The 19,200-nt window shown below is 64.1% G+C and carries 14 protein-coding genes and 1 tRNA gene; 7 read left to right on the top strand and 8 right to left on the bottom strand.

Translation table 11 applies throughout. The annotated features are described in order from the left end of the window. Positions 1-1,197 carry a M20 aminoacylase family protein gene (locus NGK62_RS07600; protein WP_059373712.1) on the bottom strand — a complete coding sequence of 399 codons (1,197 nt, stop codon included), beginning with the start codon at positions 1,195-1,197 and terminating at the stop codon, positions 1-3. 75 nt (positions 1,198-1,272) lie between these two features. Here NGK62_RS07600 and NGK62_RS07595 point away from each other — a divergent pair, with 75 nt between their 5' ends. Further along, positions 1,273-2,973 (top strand): AMP-binding protein, encoded by a 1,701-nt coding sequence (locus NGK62_RS07595; RefSeq protein WP_059373711.1) that lies wholly within the window; start codon positions 1,273-1,275, stop codon positions 2,971-2,973. Between the two features lie 5 nt (positions 2,974-2,978). On the opposite strand, the gene NGK62_RS07590 is transcribed toward NGK62_RS07595, so the two are convergent. Then, on the bottom strand, positions 2,979-3,854 hold the full coding sequence (locus NGK62_RS07590) for an inositol monophosphatase family protein (protein WP_118932607.1): 876 nt from the start codon (positions 3,852-3,854) through the stop codon (positions 2,979-2,981). A gap of 142 nt (positions 3,855-3,996) precedes the next feature. Here NGK62_RS07590 and mnmC point away from each other — a divergent pair, with 142 nt between their 5' ends. The 6 genes from mnmC to NGK62_RS07560 all read left to right on the top strand — a co-directional run bounded on the left by mnmC (position 3,997) and on the right by NGK62_RS07560 (position 11,325). Further along, positions 3,997-5,868: a bifunctional tRNA (5-methylaminomethyl-2-thiouridine)(34)-methyltransferase MnmC2/FAD-dependent 5-carboxymethylaminomethyl-2-thiouridine(34) oxidoreductase MnmC1 gene (gene mnmC, locus NGK62_RS07585; protein WP_251877938.1), complete on the top strand. Its 1,872-nt coding sequence runs from the start codon at positions 3,997-3,999 to the stop codon at positions 5,866-5,868. Positions 5,869-6,140: 272 nt separating this feature from the next. Beyond that, positions 6,141-8,366: a glycoside hydrolase family 31 protein gene (locus NGK62_RS07580; RefSeq protein WP_059373708.1), complete on the top strand. Its 2,226-nt coding sequence runs from the start codon at positions 6,141-6,143 to the stop codon at positions 8,364-8,366. Positions 8,367-8,564: 198 nt separating this feature from the next. Further along, entirely contained in the window at positions 8,565-9,653 is a 1,089-nt protein-coding gene (locus NGK62_RS07575) for a methionine ABC transporter ATP-binding protein (protein ID WP_251877936.1), read from the top strand. Beyond that, complete coding sequence (locus NGK62_RS07570; protein WP_251877933.1) at positions 9,610-10,263, top strand: methionine ABC transporter permease; 654 nt, start codon at positions 9,610-9,612, stop codon at positions 10,261-10,263. The genes NGK62_RS07575 and NGK62_RS07570 overlap by 44 nt, the downstream gene beginning before the upstream one ends. Before the next feature lie 55 nt (positions 10,264-10,318). Continuing rightward, positions 10,319-11,116, top strand: a complete 798-nt coding sequence (locus NGK62_RS07565; protein WP_059373706.1) for a MetQ/NlpA family ABC transporter substrate-binding protein — start codon at positions 10,319-10,321, stop codon at positions 11,114-11,116. A 133-nt stretch (positions 11,117-11,249) separates the two neighbouring features. After that, positions 11,250-11,325, top strand: a tRNA-Lys gene (locus tag NGK62_RS07560). A gap of 192 nt (positions 11,326-11,517) precedes the next feature. On the opposite strand, the gene NGK62_RS07555 is transcribed toward NGK62_RS07560, so the two are convergent. The 6 genes from NGK62_RS07555 to NGK62_RS07530 form a co-directional block, all read right to left on the bottom strand. Beyond that, complete coding sequence (locus NGK62_RS07555; RefSeq protein ID WP_251877931.1) at positions 11,518-13,152, bottom strand: methyl-accepting chemotaxis protein; 1,635 nt, start codon at positions 13,150-13,152, stop codon at positions 11,518-11,520. Between the two features lie 183 nt (positions 13,153-13,335). After that, on the bottom strand, positions 13,336-15,075 hold the full coding sequence (locus NGK62_RS07550) for a GGDEF domain-containing protein (protein WP_251877929.1): 1,740 nt from the start codon (positions 15,073-15,075) through the stop codon (positions 13,336-13,338). 71 nt (positions 15,076-15,146) lie between these two features. Beyond that, positions 15,147-15,500 (bottom strand): transposase, encoded by a 354-nt coding sequence (locus NGK62_RS07545; protein ID WP_251877927.1) that lies wholly within the window; start codon positions 15,498-15,500, stop codon positions 15,147-15,149. 4 nt (positions 15,501-15,504) lie between these two features. Further along, positions 15,505-16,596 (bottom strand): M14 family metallopeptidase, encoded by a 1,092-nt coding sequence (locus NGK62_RS07540; RefSeq protein ID WP_251877926.1) that lies wholly within the window; start codon positions 16,594-16,596, stop codon positions 15,505-15,507. Next, positions 16,596-17,687, bottom strand: coding sequence for a M14 family metallopeptidase (locus tag NGK62_RS07535; protein WP_251877924.1), 1,092 nt, complete (start codon positions 17,685-17,687; stop codon positions 16,596-16,598). Before NGK62_RS07535 ends, NGK62_RS07540 begins: the two co-directional genes overlap by 1 nt. Beyond that, the gene (locus NGK62_RS07530; RefSeq protein WP_251877922.1) at positions 17,687-19,033 is read right to left on the bottom strand and encodes an MFS transporter; all 1,347 of its coding nucleotides are present in this window, start codon (positions 19,031-19,033) and stop codon (positions 17,687-17,689) included. Before NGK62_RS07530 ends, NGK62_RS07535 begins: the two co-directional genes overlap by 1 nt. Between the last annotated feature and the right edge of the window lie 167 nt (positions 19,034-19,200).

Raw genomic sequence — 19,200 nt, 5'->3', positions numbered from 1 at the left:
TCAGGCCTTGGCCAGGCGCTTGAGCGCCAGCTGGACCCAGTACGTGCCGCCCAGCGGCAGCAGCTCGTCGTTGAAGTCGTAGCTGCCGTTGTGCAGCATGCAGGGGCCCAGGCCGTGGCCGCTGTCTCGGTGTTCGCCGGTGCCGTTGCCGATCCACACATAACAGCCCGGCAATTCCTGCAGCATGAAGGCGAAGTCTTCCGCGCCCATGGTGGGCTGCACGTGATCGTTGACGTTGGCCTCGCCCACAAGGTCGCGCAGCACGTCGGCGCAGAACGCGGCTTCTTCAGCGTGGTTGATGGTCGGCGGATAGTTGCGCTGGAAGGTGAACTGCACCTCGCAGTCCATCGCCGCGCAGGTGTGGCGCGCGATCTCTTCCATACGGCGTTCGATCAGGTCCAGCACGTCCAGCGTGAAGGTGCGCACGGTGCCGCGCAATTCAGCATGGTTGGGCACGACGTTGTCGGCGCTGCCCGCATGGATCTGCGTGATGCTCAGCACCGCGGCGTCAAGCGGATTGCGGTTGCGCGTGATGATGGTCTGCAGCGATTGCGCCAGCTGCACTGCCGCCATGACGGGATCGATGCCCAGGTTGGGCATGCCGGCGTGCGTGCCCTTGCCCTTCACGACGATGGAGAACTCGTTGCTGGACGCCATGATGGGGCCGGCAGTCAGGCCGAACTGGCCGGCCTTCATGCCGGGCCAGTTGTGCATGCCGAACACCGCTTCCATGGGGAAGCGCTTGAACAGGCCGTCGTCGATCATGCGCTTGGCGCCGCCGCCGCCTTCTTCCGCGGGCTGGAAGATCACATAGACCGTGCCGGCGAAATCGCGGTGCTGCGACAGGTATTGCGCGGCGGCCAGCAGCATGGCCGTGTGGCCGTCGTGACCGCAGGCGTGCATCTTGCCGGCGTGGGTGCTGGCATGCTCGAAGGTATTGACCTCCTGCATGGGCAGCGCGTCCATGTCGGCGCGCAGGCCCACGGCGCGGTCGCCCGGCAGATTGCCGCGGATGATGCCGACCACGCCGGTGCCGCCAAGCCCGCGGTCGATTTCGATGCCCCATTCTTCAAGTTTCGCCGCCACCACGTCGGCGGTGCGGAACTCCTCGAACGCCAGTTCGGGATGCGCGTGGATGTCGCGTCGGATCTTGGAAATGTCGTGATGCCACGCGACGATGGGTTCGAGCAGTTTCATGGGGCTCTCGGGCGAAAAAAGGGAACGCAACAAGGGTATCATCAATCAAAAACCAATTTAATGGAGACAAATACCATGACGCGTCCGTGGCTTGCCCATTATCCGCAGGGGGTTCCGGCGGAGATATCGACAGACGGTTATGCCTCCCTGACTGACTTGCTGGACCGGGCCTGCAAGCAGTACGCCTCGCGCATTGCGTGTACCGCAATGGGCAGCAACATCACCTATGCGCAACTCGATGCGCACGCGCAGGCTTTCGCCAGCTGGCTGCAAAGCGTGGGCCTGTCCAAGGGCGAGCGCGTGGCATTGATGATGCCCAACGTGCCGGCCTATCTGGTCAGCATGCTGGGCACGCTGCGCGCGGGCCTGGTCGTGGTGAACGTGAATCCGCTCTATACCGCCGAAGAGCTGCAGCGCCAATTGCTGGACAGCGGCGCGTCGGCCATCGTCATCCTGGAGAATTTCGCGCATACCTTGCAGCGCGTCACGGACCGCGGGCAGCTCAAGCACATCGTCGTGACGGGTCCCGGCGATCTGCTCGGCGGCCTGAAGGCGCCGCTGGTCAACCTGGCCGCGCGCTACGTCAAGAAGATCGTGCCCGCGTGGCAGATCGACGGCGCCCGCATGCTGCCCGACGTGCTGCACGACGGCGCGCGCCAGCGCTTTGCGCCGCCGGCGCTGTCGATGGACGATGTGGCCGTGCTGCAATACACCGGCGGCACCACCGGCGTGCCCAAGGGCGCGATGCTGTCCCATCGCAACCTGGTGGCCAATGTGCTGCAGACGGAAGCGGTGGCGCAGCCGGTGGTGCATGACCTCGCGGACCGGCAGCTCACCATCATCAGCGCGCTGCCGCTCTACCATGTGTTCGCAATGACCGTGTGCGGGCTGTATGGTCTGCATGCGGGCATGCGCAATGTGCTCATCATCAACCCGCGCGACCAGCCTTCGCTCATCAATGCATGGCGCAAGGTGCCGATCAATGTGTTCCCCGGCGTCAATACGCTGTTTAACGCGTTGGCGCACAACGAAGACTTCGCGCGCCTGGATTTCTCCGGCTTGCGGCTGACCTTGGGCGGCGGCATGGCGGTCCAGCAGCAGGTGGCCGAACGCTGGCTGAAGATCACCGGCAGGCCGCTGATCGAAGGCTATGGCCTGTCGGAGACCTCGCCGGTGGCGACCGTGAATCCCACCAATGCGACCGCGTATTCGGGTTCCATCGGCCTGCCGTTGCCATCCACCGACGTGGCCATCCTCGATGACGAAGGCCGTGAAGTGCCGCTGGGCGAACGCGGCGAAGTCGCCATCCGCGGCCCGCAGGTCATGCTGGGATACTGGCAGAAGCCCGAAGAAACCCGCCACTCCATGACCGCCGATGGTTACTTCCGTACGGGCGATATCGGCATCATGGACCAGCAGGGCTACACTCGCATCGTTGACCGCAAGAAGGACATGATCGCGGTCTCGGGCTTCAAGGTCTACCCGAACGAGGTCGAGGCGGCCGTGGCCCAGCATCCGGGTGTGCTGGAATGCGCGGCAATCGGCGTGCCGGACGAGCACTCGGGCGAGGCCGTCAAGGTGTTCGTGGTGCGGCGGGATCCGACGCTGACCGAGGCGCAGATCCAGGATTGGTGCCGGGAAAAGCTGACCGGCTACAAGCGTCCGCGCTACGTGGAGTTCCGCGACGAGCTGCCCAAGAGCAACGTGGGCAAGATATTGCGCCGGGAACTGCGTCCCGACGCGGTGGCGGGCGTACCCGCAGACAAGGCGGCTTAGGGCCGTCAGTCCTTCTTGTCGAGGTGCGGCGCAATCATCTCGTGCAAGGCGCGTTCGATGGCCTTGTTGCCGGCCACGACGCGCCCGCCGATGGGCCAGGGATCCTGGCGGTGCATGTCGGAACACGCGCCGCCCGCTTCGCGCAGGATCAGCGTGCCGGCGGCCACGTCCCAAGGGGCCAGGCCCATTTCCCAATAGCCGTCGTAGCGGCCGCAAGCGGTCCAGGCCAGGTCTAGCGCGGCCGCGCCCATGCGGCGCACGCCGCGCGCGCGGTTGATGGCGTCATGCAGCATGGGCATGTATTGCGCGGCGAATGAAAAATCGCGGAACGGGAAGCCGGTGGCCAGCACCGCGTCTTCGATGGTCGGCGTGCGCGAGCACTTGATGCGCCGGCCGTTGAGCCAGGCGCCCAGTCCGTAGACTGCGGTAAAGAGCTCTTCGCGGCTGGGGTCGTAGACCACGCCGACCACGGGCGTGTCCTCGGCCAGCGTTTCGGAAGCCGAGATGGCGGTGCCAGCGTGCGCGATCAGCGCGATCGACACCGCGTAGTGCGGGATGTCGTGCAGGAAGTTGGTGGTGCCGTCGAGCGGGTCGATATACCAGGTGGCGCTGCCCTGGGGCTTGCCGCCGGTTTCTTCGGCGACGATGCCGAACTTGGGCGTGCGGGTTTGCAGCTCCTGGATAATGGCGGTTTCCGCCTCGCGGTCCGCTTGCGATACGAGGTCGTTGCGCGCCTTGCGGTCGATCACGAGATCGGCGCGGTGATGCGCGTAGGATTGCAGTATGGCCGCGCCTGCATGGGCCGCAGTGACTGCCGCGTCGATCGCGGCGCACAGGTCGATGGGCGAGGTCTGCGAACGGGGCTGATCATAGGTATCCATGAAACCAGTGTAAGCCTATGTATGCGTCAAACCTGTGGCTGAGCCCCGAAACTGCCGTGCCGCGTGGCGTCCGCCCAACGCGGCTGCATACAACCATTCGCGCTGATTTTCATTCTCCATTTCGTCTGCCGCCGCCGTTTCCATGTCCTTTTCCTATGCTCCCCTCATCCCCGCCAAGGCTGAATTCGATGCTGACGGCCGGCTCTATAGTCCGGCTTATGGCGACGTCTACCATTCGCCGTCGGGCGCGCTGGGGCAGGCGGAACACGTGTTCCTGGGGGGCAACGGCCTGCCTGAGCGTTGGCGCGGGCGCCGCGCGTTCACCGTCTGCGAAACGGGCTTCGGCCTGGGGCTGAATTTCCTGGCCCTCTGGAAAGCATGGCGCGACGATCCGCAGCGCAGCGCCGCGCTGCACGTGGTGTCGCTGGAAGCGCATCCCTTTGAACGCGAAGACCTTGCTGCTCTGTTGGCGCGTTATGCCCCCGAGCCCTTGGCCGGCCTGGCGCGGCAATTGGCGGCGGGATGGCCGGTCTTGTTGCCCGGACTGCATCGCCTGGAGTTCGAGGGCGGCGCAGTCACGCTGACCCTGGGCTTGGGCGATGCGCAGGTTCTGGCGTCGCGCCTGAGCGTCGGTGTGGACGCATTTTTCCTGGACGGTTTCGCGCCCGAACGCAATCCGCGCATGTGGGAGCTACCTTTGCTGCACAACCTGGCCAGGCTGGCGGCGCCGGGCGCCACGCTGGCCACCTGGGCCTGCACCGGCGAACTGCGCCAGGCCTTGCGGACGGCGGGTTTCGAGGCGCGGCGCGCGCCAGGCTACGGCGGCAAATGGCATATGACGGTGGCGACCGCCGTTGCGGCTGGCAGCGCAGCGCAGGGCGGCCCGGACGGGGTGTCCCGCCACGCCGTGGTGGTGGGGGCGGGGCTGGCGGGTTCGGGCATCGCCCAGGCGCTGGCCGCGCGCGGATGGCGCGTGACCGTGATAGACGCGGGCCGGGCGCAGGGCGCGGCGGCGCATGCAGGCCATGTCGCCGCGGCCTTGACGCCGGTAGTGGCGCGCGATGACAACGCGCGGGCGCGCCTGTCGCGCGCCGGCAGCCTGCGGGCGCTGGCGCGCTGGCAGGGTTTGCCGGCAGGCGCGGCGCCCCTGGTTTGCGGCACGGTCCAGTTGGAACGCGACGAAGGCCGGTCCGCGGCCTTGGCCGGCACCTTGGAGACCCTGGCTTTTCCCGAACACTGGGTACGCCAGGTCAGCCGCGACGAAGCCAGCGCCTTGGCCGGCCTGCCGGTGGCGCGCGGCGGCGTGTATTTCGGACAGGGCATGCTGCTGCGGCCTGACCTGCTGATAGAAGCCCTGCTGGCGACGGACGGCGTGACTCTCTTGCCCGGCACGGCTGCCAGGGTCGAGCGCATCGGCGCGGGCTGGAGCGTGCGTGATGTTGCCGGCGCCGAACTGGCGTGCGCCGATGCCGTCATTCTGGCCAATGCGTTCGGCGCGCGCGCCGTGCTGGCCGATAGTGGGCTGCTGGATCCCTTGCCGCGCGTGGGCCAGATGCACGCGCTGGCAGGCGAGGTCACGCTGGTGCCCGCGCAGGCGCTGGGCGGCGGCCCCCGCTGCATCGTCGGAGGCGAGGGCTATCTGCTGCCCGATGTGGGCTCGGGCTGCGTGGCCGGCAGCACCTACGTGCATGGCGCGTCCGAAGCGCGGGTCGGCGCCGACGGCCAGCGTGTCACCCTGGGCAAGGCGGCTGGCCTGCTGGGCGGCGGTTTCCCCGACTTCGAATCCCTGGAACCCGGCAGCCTGCCGGGCTGGGCCGGTTGGCGGGCCGTGCTGCCAGGGCGCTTGCCAGCGGTAGGAGAACTGCCTCACGCTCCGGGCCTGTGGCTGGCCGTCGGTTATGCGTCGCGGGGCTTGTCGTGGTCGGCGCTCATGGGCGACCTGATCGCCGCGCGTCTGGCGGGGGAGCCGTCCCCCTTGGAAACGGACCTGGCGCAACTTATTTCGCCACGATGAAAAAAAGCCGGAAGCGGCGTCGGGGACATGTCCCAGGTGGCGTAGAATGGCAGGAATTGCCGGGATTTGGCGCCAAATTGGCCTGAGTTGGCCGCGAACCTGGCATTTTGGCGGCTCGACGGCCGCTCCTTTTGGGGGGCGCTGGCCGAAGGCTTTAGACCCCTTTTATGGATGAGATCGCAGTCCAAATGAGGGACCGAGTTTATTTCAAAGCCCAAATCCGTCAAAATAGCGTCTTTTGATGGTTTTTGGCTTAAGCCGGGGGATGCTCTGTGCCGCCCAAGTTCGACTTTGCCCATACTACCCAGCTCGAAACCGTCGAGCTGCTGACGTCCCGCCCCAGTCGCATCGATTTCGACGCGGGCGATGGGTTGCACCTGGTAGTCGAGGCGCATGCGCCGGGCGTCTTTCGCCTGCGCTGCGGCGAGGCTAATCACCTTACCGATGACAAGCCCGGCGCGCGTGCGCGCGCCGTGGCGGAAATGCTGCTCGCGCGCCAGGAGGCCGTGGGCGAAGCCGTTATCGCTCCGCGCGACGACGGGGAGGGCTGGCGGATCACCCAGGGCGACGTCTCCCTGGAAATCCTGTCCAACCCCGTGCGCGTCGCGATCTACCGCAACGATGAACGGGTGTTCGAGTCCGAGGTATCCGCGCATACGCCCGCATTCGGGCACAACGCGCTGGACCAGGCCGACGACGCCGTCTGGACGGCGGGCTTCACGCTGCAGTCCGACGAGCGCGTATACGGCCTGGGCGAAACCCCGGGCGACCTGAACCGCCGCGAAGAATCCGTGGTGTCCGACGACCCCGAGCACCGCGCCCTGCCTTTGGCATGGAGCCCGCGAGGCTGGGGCGTCTATGTCAACACCATGCGCCGCGTCGAGCATTCGGTGGGCGTGGCACCCGCGGATTCCGCCTACGTGCTGACCGTGGACGATGTCGTGCTGGACATGTTCCTGTTCGCTGGCGAACCGGGCGAGATCCTCAACCAGTACACCGCCTTGACCGGCCGCGCGGGTCAGCCCTCGTTGTGGGCAATGGGCGCCTGGCTGCAGCAGGCCCCGGGCGAAATGCCCACGGACACCGTGGCCTTGGTCGCCCGCATGCGCGAAAACCAGATTCCGGTGGATGCCGTGACGCTGGCGCAGCCGGCGGCCTGGGGCTTCCAGTCGGACAAGACGGTTTTCGAATGGAACGCCCAGCGCTTCCCGGACGCCAAGCAGATGCTGGCGCTGTTCCACAAGCACCATGTGCATGTCGCCGCTTCCGGCTTCCCGGGCGTGCTGAAGACCAGCCCGCTGTTCGAGGAACTTGAAGACCGCGGCTGGCTGCTGGCCAAGGACGACGGTTCGGCCCAGGTGTTCGACGGCAACGCCGCCACCTCCGGACAGCCCTACGGCCTGCTGGACCTGACCTACCGCGACATCTACAACCTGTGGGTGGAGCGCCATCGCCAACTGGTCGAAGACGGCCTGGACGCGCCTGCGTGCGACGCCCAGATCGCCATCCCCGACGGCGTCACCGCCCGCAACGGCGAAACCGGCCCCGCGCTGCGCAGCATGTATCCGCTGCTGGTGCGCCGTGCGCTGTTCGATGCGGTCGCAGGCCTGAAGGTGCCGCCCGAAGGCGTGGTGCCCAGCTCCGACCTGTTCCCCGCCGCCCAGCGCCTGCCGTGGCAGGTGGGGCCGCAGGCTGAAAACACCTGGGAAGGGCTGCGGCATACGTTGCGTACCGCCTTGTCGATCGGCGCCAGCGGCTTGCCCGTCCAGGTGCATGGCATCGGCTCGGCCGCGCGCGACCGTGCCGGCATGACGCCCGAGCTGTACCTGCGTTGGCTGACCGCCGGCGTGTTCTCGTCGAACTTCGCCTTCCAGGGCGTGGAAGGCCTGATGCCCTGGGACTTCGGCGAAGAGACCCTGGCGCATGCCAAGACCTGGATGCAGTGGCGCTACCGCCTGGTGCCTTACGTGCTTGGCGCCATCGAGGACTCGGCGCGCACCGGCCTGCCGGTGCAGCGCTCGATGGCCATGTCGTTCCCGAACGATCCGCACGCGCACGACTGGGACCTGCAATACCTGCTGGGTCCGGCCCTGCTGGTGGCGCCCGTGACGGAACCCGGCAAGCAGGTGCGCGTGTACCTGCCCAAGGGCGAAGCCTGGTGGGACCTGAACACCGGGCACCGCTACGAAGGCGGCACCACCTGGACCATCGATTGCGAACTGGGCCAGTTCCCGGTTTTCGGCCGCGAAGGGCACATGCTCTGTCTTGGACCGGCCGCGCAGCATACGGGCGAGTTCAACTCGGCTCGTATCCTGGACGAGGTCTGGATGTTCGGCATGCCGGTGCATAACCCGGTCGTCATGCGCAACAAGATCCGCGTGATGCAGATGCAGGGCTCCAGCTACATCAAGGGGCTGGAAGGCTTGCGCATCTCTCCGTCCGAGGGCCTGGAAGTCAAGCGCCGCGGCGCGGAAGTCCGCATCTCGCGCGCACGCTGAAAAAACCGGCTGCGGCCGGTCCGGCACAAAATGGGCAGTCAGGAAGGCTTTCCTTCCTGACTGCCCTTTCCGCGTTATGGCATTGCTCCTTGGGGACGCAACCGGGCGCGGGTTCGGGCCTTCATATTACTTGTGGTTATTAAAAATGAAAGAAACAGTCGTTCTCTGTAGAAGAGAAAAGATACAAAATCGCTTGCCATGATTCAGATCGAGAACCTATCCAAGACCTACGCCACGCCGCACGGACAATTCCAGGCGCTGCGCGGCATCAACCTGCATATCCAGCAGGGCGAGGTCTTCGGCATCATCGGCCCCAGCGGGGCCGGCAAAAGCACGCTGGTCCAGTGCATCAACCTGCTGGAGCGGCCCAATGAAGGCTCGATCGCCATCGGCGGTCAGTCCCTGACCGGCCTGAACGAAGCGCAACTGCGCGAGCAGCGCCGTCGCATCGGCATGGTGTTCCAGGGGTTCAACCTGCTGTCGCGCCGCACCGTGTACGGCAATGTTGCGCTGCCGCTGGAAATCGCCGGCGTGGCCAAGGCCGAGATTCCGGCCCGCGTCGAGCGTCTGCTGGCACTGGTGGGCCTGGAACATCTGCGCGACCGCTATCCCAGCCAGATCAGCGGCGGCCAGAAGCAGCGCGTCGGCATTGCCCGCGCCCTGGCCAACAACCCGGACGTGCTGCTCAGCGACGAAGCCACGTCCGCGCTTGATCCGGAAACCACCCACAACATCCTGGCCTTGCTGCGCGACATCAACCGCAAGACCGGCGTGACCGTGGTCATGATCACGCACCAGATGGAAGTCGTGCGCGAGGTCTGCGATCGCGTCGCCGTGCTGTCGCAGGGCGAAGTGGTTGAAATGGGCAGCACGCGCGAAGTGTTCGCGCAGCCGCGCCACGAAGTGACCCGCGCCATGGTGTCGGCCGCCACCGCGTCCGACCTGACCGACGCCACGCTGGCGGCAGTCAAGGAGCGCATCCAGGCGCTTGCCGCCGCCAAGCCGGGCCAGGCCGTGCGGCTGCTGCGCCTGTCGCTGACCGGCACCGACGCGTCGGGTTCCTTCCTGTCCGACCTGTACAAGCAGTATTCGCTGGATGTGGGCCTGATCCAGGCGCGCGTGGAAGACATCCAGGGCGTGGCCGTGGGCACGATGTTCGTGCTGGCCCAAGGCGCGCCCGCATCGGTCAAGGACGCGATTGCCGCGCTGGCCGCCCGTGACATTACCGTTGAAGAAATAGCTCATGAGTCCGCAACTGATCGACCTGCTTATTACGTCGCTGCTTGACACCCTGCTGATGGTGGGCGTGGCCAGCGCCATCGCGGTGGTGGTCGGCATTCCGCTGGGCGTGATCCTGACGGTGACGGCCCGCGGCAACATGCTCGAGAACCAATCCGTCAACCACGTGCTGGGCGCGGTGATCAACGCCACGCGTTCGGTGCCGTTCGTCATTTTGATGGTCGCGATCATTCCGTTCACGCGCCTGGTGGCCCAGACCTCCATCGGCACCACGGCAGCCATCGTGCCCTTGTCGGTGGCCGCGATTCCGTTCATGGCCCGCATCGCCGAAAACGCCATGCGCGAAGTCGACCCGGGCCTGATCACCGCGGCGCGCGCCATGGGCGCGTCGCCCATGCAGATCATCATGAAGGTGCTGCTGCCCGAATCCTTGCCCGGTCTCATCGCCGCGACCGTCGTCACTATCGTCAGCCTGATCGGTTACTCGGCCATGGCCGGCGCCATCGGCGGAGGCGGCCTGGGCGACCTGGCCATCCGCTACGGCTACCAGCGCTTCCAATCCGACGTGATGGCCGCAGTCGTCATCGTGCTGATCGTCCTGGTCCAGGTAATCCAAAGCCTGGGCGACCGCTACGTGCGCCGCATCTCGCATCGCTGATCCTGCCGGCGCCGCACTTATTTCTCCTCACTTCCGACATTCGGGATACTGCAACATGAGCATCAAGGTTTTGAAGTCGCTGGCCGCGTTCGCGCTCGGCGCCGCCGTATTCGCCCAGCCCGCGCTGGCCCAGGACAAGCCCCTGAAGATCGGCGTGACCGCGGGCCCGCACGCCCAGATCTTTGATGTGGTGAAGCAGGAAGCGGCCAAGCAGGGCCTGAACATCCAGGTCATCGAATTCACCGACTACGTGCAGCCCAATGTCGCGCTGTCCGCGGGCGACCTGGACGCCAACAGCTACCAGCACCAGCCCTACCTGGACAATGCCAACGCAGACCGCGGCTACAAGCTGGTCAGCATCGCCAAGACGGTGATTTTTCCCATCGGCATCTACAGCAAGAAGATCAAGTCGTTGTCCGAGCTGAAGGAAGGCGCTCGCATCGCGCTGCCGAACGACCCGACCAACGGCGGCCGCGCCCTGTTGCTGCTGCAGGCCAACGGCCTGATCAAGCTGCGTCCCGACGTCGGCCTGAAGGCGACCCCGATCGACGTGGTCGAAAATCCCAAGAAGCTGCGTTTCATTGAATTGGACGCCGCCCAACTGCCGCGCTCGCTGGACGACACCGACGCGTCGGCCGTGAACACCAATTTCGCGCTGGAAGCGGGCCTGAACCCCGCCAAGGACGCCATCGCCCAGGAATCGCCCGACTCGCCTTACGCCAACGTGCTGGTCGTGCGTGAAAAGGACAAGGATCGCCCCGAGTTCGCCAAACTGATCGCGATCTACCACAGCCCGGCCGTGAAGCAGTTCATCGAGACCAAGTACAAGGGTGCGGTGGTGGCCGCCTGGTAAGCCCAGCACCGTCAGCCTCAGGAACGGTCGCCGCGAGCGGCCGTTTTTGTTGCAGGGACAGCGTTTTGGTCTGGGGCCTTGCATCGAATTTTGACAAACGGCGCCAAATCGGCCATAATTTCTGGCTTCGGTCGGGTTGTTAGCTCAGTCGGTAGAGCAGCGGACTTTTAATCCGTTGGTCGCGAGTTCGAGTCTCGCACAACCCACCACCCAATTCCTGTACCAAGCAATGGCTGTCCAAGCATTGCTGTACTCAAGAAAAACGCCGCTATTTCTAGCGGCGTTTTTTTTGCTTCTCGGTCATCGTGGTTCATGACCCGGCCATGGACTCGGCTTGTGGCCGGATTGAAGCCGCTGTTGGACCGGCGCGCGTCGCGGTTGGTCCATTTGTGTTGCTCTCTTTACGTAGAGCCTGCAAACGCGATGAGCGTCGGCTCTGCCATCGGCACATGCCGCGGGGACAGGGACGATGCCGTCTTGAACACTTCGACTGCCTGCAGCAGATCGCGCGCCTGTTCCGCCATGGAATGCGCCGCTGCGGCAGATTCCTCGACCAGCGCAGCGTTTTGCTGCGTTACGGAGTCCAGTTGCGCGATGGCGACGTTGACCTGTTCGATACCGATGGCTTGTTCGCGAGACGCGGTGGCGATCTCTCCCGTTATTGTCTTCATGCGCATCACGGAGGTCACGACTTCTTCCATGTCCCGGCCCGCTCGGGCGGCGAGATCCCGTCCGGCCTGGACCACGGAAGTGGAGGTCTCGATCAGGTCTTTGATTTCCCTTGCGGATGTGGCGCTGCGTTGCGCCAGCGCCCGGACCTCGCCGGCCACCACGGCGAAGCCCCGGCCTTGATCTCCGGCCCTGGCGGCTTCCACCGCGGCGTTCAATGCAAGAATATTCGTCTGAAATGCAATGCTCTCGATCAGCGACACGATCTGTGCGACCTTTTCCGAGTTGGCGGAAATTTCCGTCATGGCCGCGAGCATCTCGGATACGACGCCACCCGCTTTCTCCGCGGCCTTGGCTCCTTCGCTGGCCACTTCGTCGCCGCTCGCCGCATTGTCTTGATTCAGCCGTACGGTGGACGTCAGCTGTTCGATGCTGGCCGCGGTCTCTTCCAGTGACGCGGCCTGCTCCTCGGTACGATGTGACAGATCGGCATTGCCTTGGGCAATCTGACCTGCAGCCGTCGAAATCGACGCAGCCGATGATTTGATTGCATCGACGATTCTGGAGAGACGCGAGCGCATGGATTCCAGGCCATGCATCAAGCTATGGTCGTAGCGGGAATCGAGCTGCAGTCGGCTGGTCAGGTCGCCATCGGCGATGTTCACTGCCAGAAGTTGCGCATCGCCGGGATCGCCGCCCAACTGGCGCAGGATGCTGCGCGCGGTGAGAAAGGCCGCAAATACCCCAAGCAGCAGCGCGGTCAAGACGGTCGCTCCGACGGCCCATTGCAACTGGCTCGCGAGAGATCGGGTGTCTTCCGCGCGTGCATCGTTGATCTTCGTTTCGAGCGCAGCCAATGTCGATAGCGTTTCCTGGAGTACGCGCTGCCTGGGCCGCAGTTCGTCTTCCAGCAGATGTTGCGCGTTCTGGCGGTCGCCATTCAATCCTTCTTCCATGACGCGCATGAACTGCGAACGCATGTCTTGTTGCGCAACGCCTGCGGCGGCGAACAGGCGCCTTTCCTCGTTGGTGGTGCCAGAACGGCTCGAGAACATGCCGCCGAGCCTGTCTCGAGATTCGTTGTAGAGCTTATCCGCTTCATTCGCCCGCGACACTTCGGCCTTCAGCACTGACGGATCCGTGAGGATCAGGATGTTGCGGATTGCGATGGCCTGCTCCTGGACCTGGTAGCGCATATCGATCGCCAGGCGCCGTTGTTCGTTGTTGATAGCGGTGATCTGGTAGACATCCTGCTCCAGCGCGCGGATGCCAAACGCACCGAGAATGCCGGACACCAGCAGCGCCACCATGATCATCGCAAAACCCATGGCAAGGCGAGTACGCATTTTCAGCTTTGATGGCTTCATTTCAATTTCGCTTTCAAGAATGGAATTTCTGTATTCGGTTCACGCTGTCCGGACTATACGGACGCGCTGCGCACGACAAAAGACAGAAATTTTGTTCCGCCAAGCACTTTTCCTATTTTGCGGATGACCGCAGATCACCGTGCAAGCGCTGCAACGCGCAAGCGCAAGCTGTCTATCGATCGATTACGCCGCGTCGTCAGACTGTGTAATGACGCAGTTGCGGCCAGAGGCCTTGGCGCGATAGAGCAACTCATCGGCGTGCTTCAGCAGTGCGTCGACATCGATGATTTCATCTGTCCGCGCGCAGACCACTCCAAAACTGCTGGTGATCGACGCTATGGTCTTGCCGTCGGACGGCACCGCCAGGCGTTCGATGCGGCGGCGCATGCTCTGCGCCATTGCGCTCGCTTGCGCCATGCTGGGTACCGTGCACAGCACAGCGAATTCTTCACCGCCGATGCGCGCCACGATGTCGGTGCGCCGCCATGTCTGATGGCATGCCTGCGCCACCGCCACCAGAACATTGTCGCCGCCGGCGTGGCCGTAGGAATCATTGATCCGCTTGAAATGATCGATATCAAAGACGATTAAAGTCAGCATCTGTTCCGGCTGGTTCAGGCTCGCGCACAACGCTGCGGCGCGGGCGTGAAATGCACGCCGGTTGAGCAGTCCCGTGAGGAAGTCCGTCTCCGCCAACGTCGCCAGATCGGCGATGAGCCGCTCGCGTTCATGCTCCGTCTGGGACTTGGCGATGGCGTCTTCCTTCAATCTCTGGATGGCGTCGAACAGGCCGAGAACTTCCTTGCGATAGCCGGCGCCGGAGATCGGCGCGGGCGCGTTGTCATTGATGGAGTTGATGATTTCGGTGGCTACGACGAATGGCCGTATCAGACGCCAGCGGAACTTGGTGAACCCCCAGGTGGCGGCCAGCAGCAGTACGATGGCCACCGCGGTGGTCGTGACCAGCTCCGTCACCGCGTTGACGCGTTGGTGTTCCAGGAGTTTTCCCAACAAGCTCAATACTTCATCGCGGAAGTCGACGATGGATTGCATCAGCGGAACATAGCGCTCCTGCATGCCTCCCTTCAGATTCGACGAGCCGGCGGTTGACGGCGGCGTATGACGCAACGCCGCGATGTACTCCAGGCCTGCGCCAAAGTACTCATACTGAACTCGAGGATATGCGCGCGTCTCGAGGTCCGCATGGGTGGAGAGCTGTACTTCAAGCAGCGCCCGTAATTGGGAAACGCGACCCAGTTGTTGTTCGATGCGTTGCGTTTCCACGTCGCTGAGAGGGCGGTGCTGTACTTGTGCAGGCATGAAGGAGGATCCCAGCAGACCGGCTTGCTCGCGCAGTCCTGCCGCAAGCATGGCAATGGTCATGAGGCCGGGATTTTCCACTTCATGCCGGATCACGACGGCTGAGTTGTCGAGCGCGGTTTCCTCGAGCGCCGGGATTAGTCCGGCCATGATCACCACCACGTCGTTCAGTTCTTGCGCGCTGATCAGCGCGCGCTGTCTGGCGATGAGCCGATCCGCGGCGGCGCGCTGTTGGACCAGGGTCCGCGCAATGTGTTGGATGGTGCCTCGAACGTCCCTGCAGCTGTCGCAGCTGCTGGTCTGGTGCAGTTCCAGCAGCTCGGCGATCCTGCTATCGCTGGCACTGCGCGCAAGCAGCAGTTCGTGCTGTCTGGTCTCGGATACGGGCAAACCGTCGATCAGCGCGGCATTCATCGATCCGCGTTCCATCAGGACGGCAGCCATCGCCTCCAGCGTGCCCTGGACGACGTGCAGGCTCGACATCGCATCACGCGCCGCCGCGTGGGCGCGCCAGCTATGCGTAAGTTGAATGCCTATCAGCGCGCTCACCGGGATGAGAACGCCGATGACATATGCCACTGTGTAGCGGTTCAGAGATTTCAAAAGAACAGTGCAGACGAAGAGATTTCAGCGGGCTGGAGGCGTCGCCGCAGACTTGCCGCAATGCGTGGGGCTCACTCCTTTGCCCCCAGCGTGTCCTGCAGTATCACTTTGTTGAGCGCCAGGATGGCGATCAAGCGTTCAAGCCGGTTGCACTCGTTTTCGAGCCTGTTCAGCAATTTCATCTCATAGGATGCGAGACCGTCGTAGTGGACCTTCCACGCGTGGAAGGTCGCTTCGCTTACACCCATGCGCTTGCAGATGTCAGACATCGGCGTGCCAAGCGTCGCCTGCTTCAGTGCATGCCTGATCTGTTCTTCTGAAAAGCCCGACCGCTCCATGTTAAGCACCTTTCCGTATTCTGAGATGAAGCCAATTCCATTCAAACCGAGAACGGCATACGCCGTCGCGCAATCGCTTTGACTCAATGCGTCAAGCTGCCTGCAAGCCGCGTAGGGCCTGTAGCACCGCAACCCGGGTTTGCCCCAGCACCATGCCGTGCCAGTTCGCCTCGTTGCAATAGAACGCATCCAGCGTGGTTTGCAGGATGGTTCGCCGCAAATCGTCGGGCGCTTCCGGATGCGCGTGCAGCCAGTTCCTGCCACATAACGCATGCACCATGGCGTCGAAACGGACGGCCCCGAAAACAATGGCCATCGAGGTCGGAAGCGATAACGGGCAAGCCTGATAAATCAGATCGGCAAGCTGGCCGGAGATGTCGACCGACACCGAGTTGCCTTGGTAGGGAACGGTGATGTCGCTTCCCCACCACTGGCGCGCGCGCGCGACTTCGGCGTCGTCATGGCGGCCGGCGTAGAGCTTCTCTCCATGGCCGCGCGGTCCCCACCCTGTATGTACGTCGATCCAGCCGATATGGGTGCGCTTGCGGGCATGCTCGTGCAGGATGCGGCGCAGATTCTGCAGCGATGCCGCTGGGCGGTCGCCGCCATAGAACAGGCCGTTGGCATGCGAATACTGGCCGCGCGAGACGGCCTGCGAAAAAGCGGACTGTCCGTGTTCGGCGATGTACTGGGCGATCAGTTGCTGGTTGGATTGCGTTGGCGGCCATTCCTCGGGCAGCAGCAGGTCGTGCAGCCTTGCGTACTCGGGGTTTGCTGGCAGCGGCCGCCCGTCGAAGGGCAATCCGTTGCGGTTAAGGTCTATGTTGCATTCGTCGGTGCGGGCGATCCAGGAATAACCGTATGGATTGACCGCGTGCACCAGCAGCAAGGCCACGCCGGCCTCTCGTGCGCGGGCCAGCATGACGGTATCGTCGAGCAGCGCGAGCTGGCATCCGGAGCCACAGAACCCTTCCACTCCCAGCACGGCGGAGGTCATGATGAGGATCCGATCGGCGTCGGGGTCGCCGATGTAGGCGACATCTGTGCTCAGTGCTTCGCCTTCGCTGCCGGTCTGGTCGATGCCATAGGAGTGGAACGAGTCGGCGAGCGGCCTGGCCGCTTGCGAAAAGCGCTCGCGCGCCTGGGCATAGCTGCGGGAAAAGTAGCTCGCGCTGGTTCGCATCAGGCCTCCTGTAAACCGGACAGGGCCTGTAGAACCGCCACGCGACTCTGACCTAGGACCATGCCGTGCCAATCGGCGGCGTTGCTGTAGAACGCATCCAGCGTGGCGCGCAGGATTGCGTCGCGCATGGCGTCGTCGGCCTCTGGATGAGCAAGCAGCCAGTTGCGGCCGCGCAGCGCTTCGATCATGGCATCAAGAGGCACGGTGCCGAATTCCAGCGCCATCGGCGTGTGCAAGGCGTCGGGACAAGTCTGGTAGATCAGGCCTGCCAACTGGCCGGTAATGTCCACCGACGCGGAACTGCCTTCGTAGGGGACCGCAATGTCGCTGCCCCACCATTGGCGGGCCCGGGCGACTGCGGCTGCGTCGCGACGGCCGGCGTAGATTTTTTCGCCGTGGCCGCGAGGCCCCAATCCGGTATGTACATCGATCCAGCCGATATGCTTGCTGCGACTGCCGTGCTGCCGCAGCATATGGCGAAGATTCAGTAGCGACGCCGTTGTGTGGTTGCCACCGTAGAACAGGCCGTCGGCGTGCGTGTACTGCCCGCGGGTCACGACCTGGGCAAAGGCCGCCTGGCCATGCTCGGCGATGTAGGCATCGATTCCTGTGATGTTTGACGTCGTGGGCGGCCATTCCTTGGGCAGCAGCAGATCATGAATCTCCGCATATCCGGGATTTTGCGGCAGAGGGCGTCCGTCGAAGGTCTGGTCGTTGCGGTTCAGGTCGACATTGTCTTCATTCGTGCGCGCCAGCCAGGAAAATCCGTACGGGTTGATGGCGTGCACGAGCAGCAAGGCCACGCCAGCCCTGCGGGCACGTTCCAGCATGGCGGCATCGTCCAGCAGAGCCAGTTGGCAGCCTGAGCCGCAAAAGCCTTCCACGCCATGCGTGGCGGAGGTCATGATCAACAGCCGTTCCGCGTCCGACGGGCCGATCAACGCGACATCGGTGGCCAGCGCTTCGCCTGCGCGTCCGACTGGTTCGATGACGTAGGATTGAAAGTGCGTGGCCAGCGGTTTGGCCGCCAGCACGAAACGGTGGCGAGCCTCTTCGTAGCTGCGTGAGAAATAGCTGGAGCCGAGCTGCATCAGGCCTCCTGTCCGTCGATGTCGTCATGGGTGCGGTCGTCGATCCAGAACAGCACCACCGTTGAAAGCGCTATGGCCACCATCAGGAACCATGCCGGCGCCATTGAGTTTCCGGTCACGTGCAGCAGCCAGGTCACGAAGAATTGCGCGAAGCCGCCGAACACGGAGATGCCCAGTCCATACACGACCGACATGCCGGTCGTGCGAACGGCCTTGGGGAACAGTTCGGGAAGCATCGTGAATGCCGGCGCCGACTGCAGCGCCACCAGGAGCGCGAACAGGGCGACGAGCAGCATCAGCCGTTCGGTGCTGGGCGCGGCCATCAGCCACTGGAAGCAGGGCAGCAGGACGATCAGGGTCGCCAGGCGCGACCAGAAGATCACGCGCTTGCGGCCGTAGCGGTCGGCAAGCATGCCGACAAAGGGGGCGATCAGAAAGCCGACCGCGCCGAACACGACGCTGGCCGACAGCGTGGACGTCGCCGGCAAGCCCAGTTCGCGGTTGGCGTACGCTGGCATGTAGAAGCTGAGGATCTGCGTGCTGACCATGCCGCCGATCAGCAGCAAGATGCCCTTGAGTATGGTGATCTTGTAGTCGGCGAAGATGCGGCGCAAAGGCTGGTGATCGGCGGCGCGATGCGCAGTCGCGAGTTGCGGCTTGCCGATGTCCGGGGACGAGCTGGTCAGGGTTTCTTCGAGGTTGCGGCGAATGTAGGCGCCCACGGGCACGGTCAGGATGCCGATTACGAATGGCACGCGCCAGCCCCAGGCCTGCATCTGTTCCGTTGTCAGCCCCATGGTCAGCGCCGTCACGACCAGCGCGCCTAGCATTACGCCCAGCGACTGGCTGCCGAATTGCCAACTGGAATAGAAGGCGCGCTTGCCGCGTGGCGCGTGTTCGACGAGCAGGGTGGTCGAGGCGCCGACCTCGCCGCCTGCGGCGAAACCCTGGATCAGGCGCGCCAGCACCATCATGACCGGGCCGGCCATGCCCATTTGGGCATACGTGGGGGCCACGGCGATCAAGGCACAGCCCAGGCCCATCATCCACAGAGTCAGCGTCATGGCCGCGCGACGACCGTGGCGGTCGGCGTAGGAGCCGATCAGCATGCCGCCGACAGGACGCATCAAGAAGCCCACGCCGAAAGTGGCGGTGGTCAATAGCAATTGACCGTAACCGGAGGCGGCTGGAAAGAAAAGTGGGCCCAGCACCAGCATCAGGAAGGTGAAGACGGTGAAGTCGAAGAACTCGAGTGCATTACCGATAGTGGTGCCGGCGATGACCCGCCGGCGCATGGACGGCGTATGGAGCGCATTGGGCGCAGCCGCTGCGATTGCGATAGACATGTTTTCCCCTAGTGTCTGTTGAGAAGGTTGTTGGCCGCTGATTCCCGGCCTTGGGTACCTTCTTCGAGGGCACTATACGGACGCGCAGAAATAAGAAAAAGACAGAATTTGCGTTCCAATGAATACTTTTATTTATAGGGCGAATGGGCCAGGATATTCAGGGTACG

The organism is Achromobacter sp. Marseille-Q4954 (assembly GCF_943737025.1).
Taxonomy (GTDB): domain Bacteria; phylum Pseudomonadota; class Gammaproteobacteria; order Burkholderiales; family Burkholderiaceae_B; genus Achromobacter; species Achromobacter bronchisepticus_A.
Note: the sequence above shows the minus strand (reverse complement) of the source record. Positions and strands in the feature narration are given on the sequence as shown.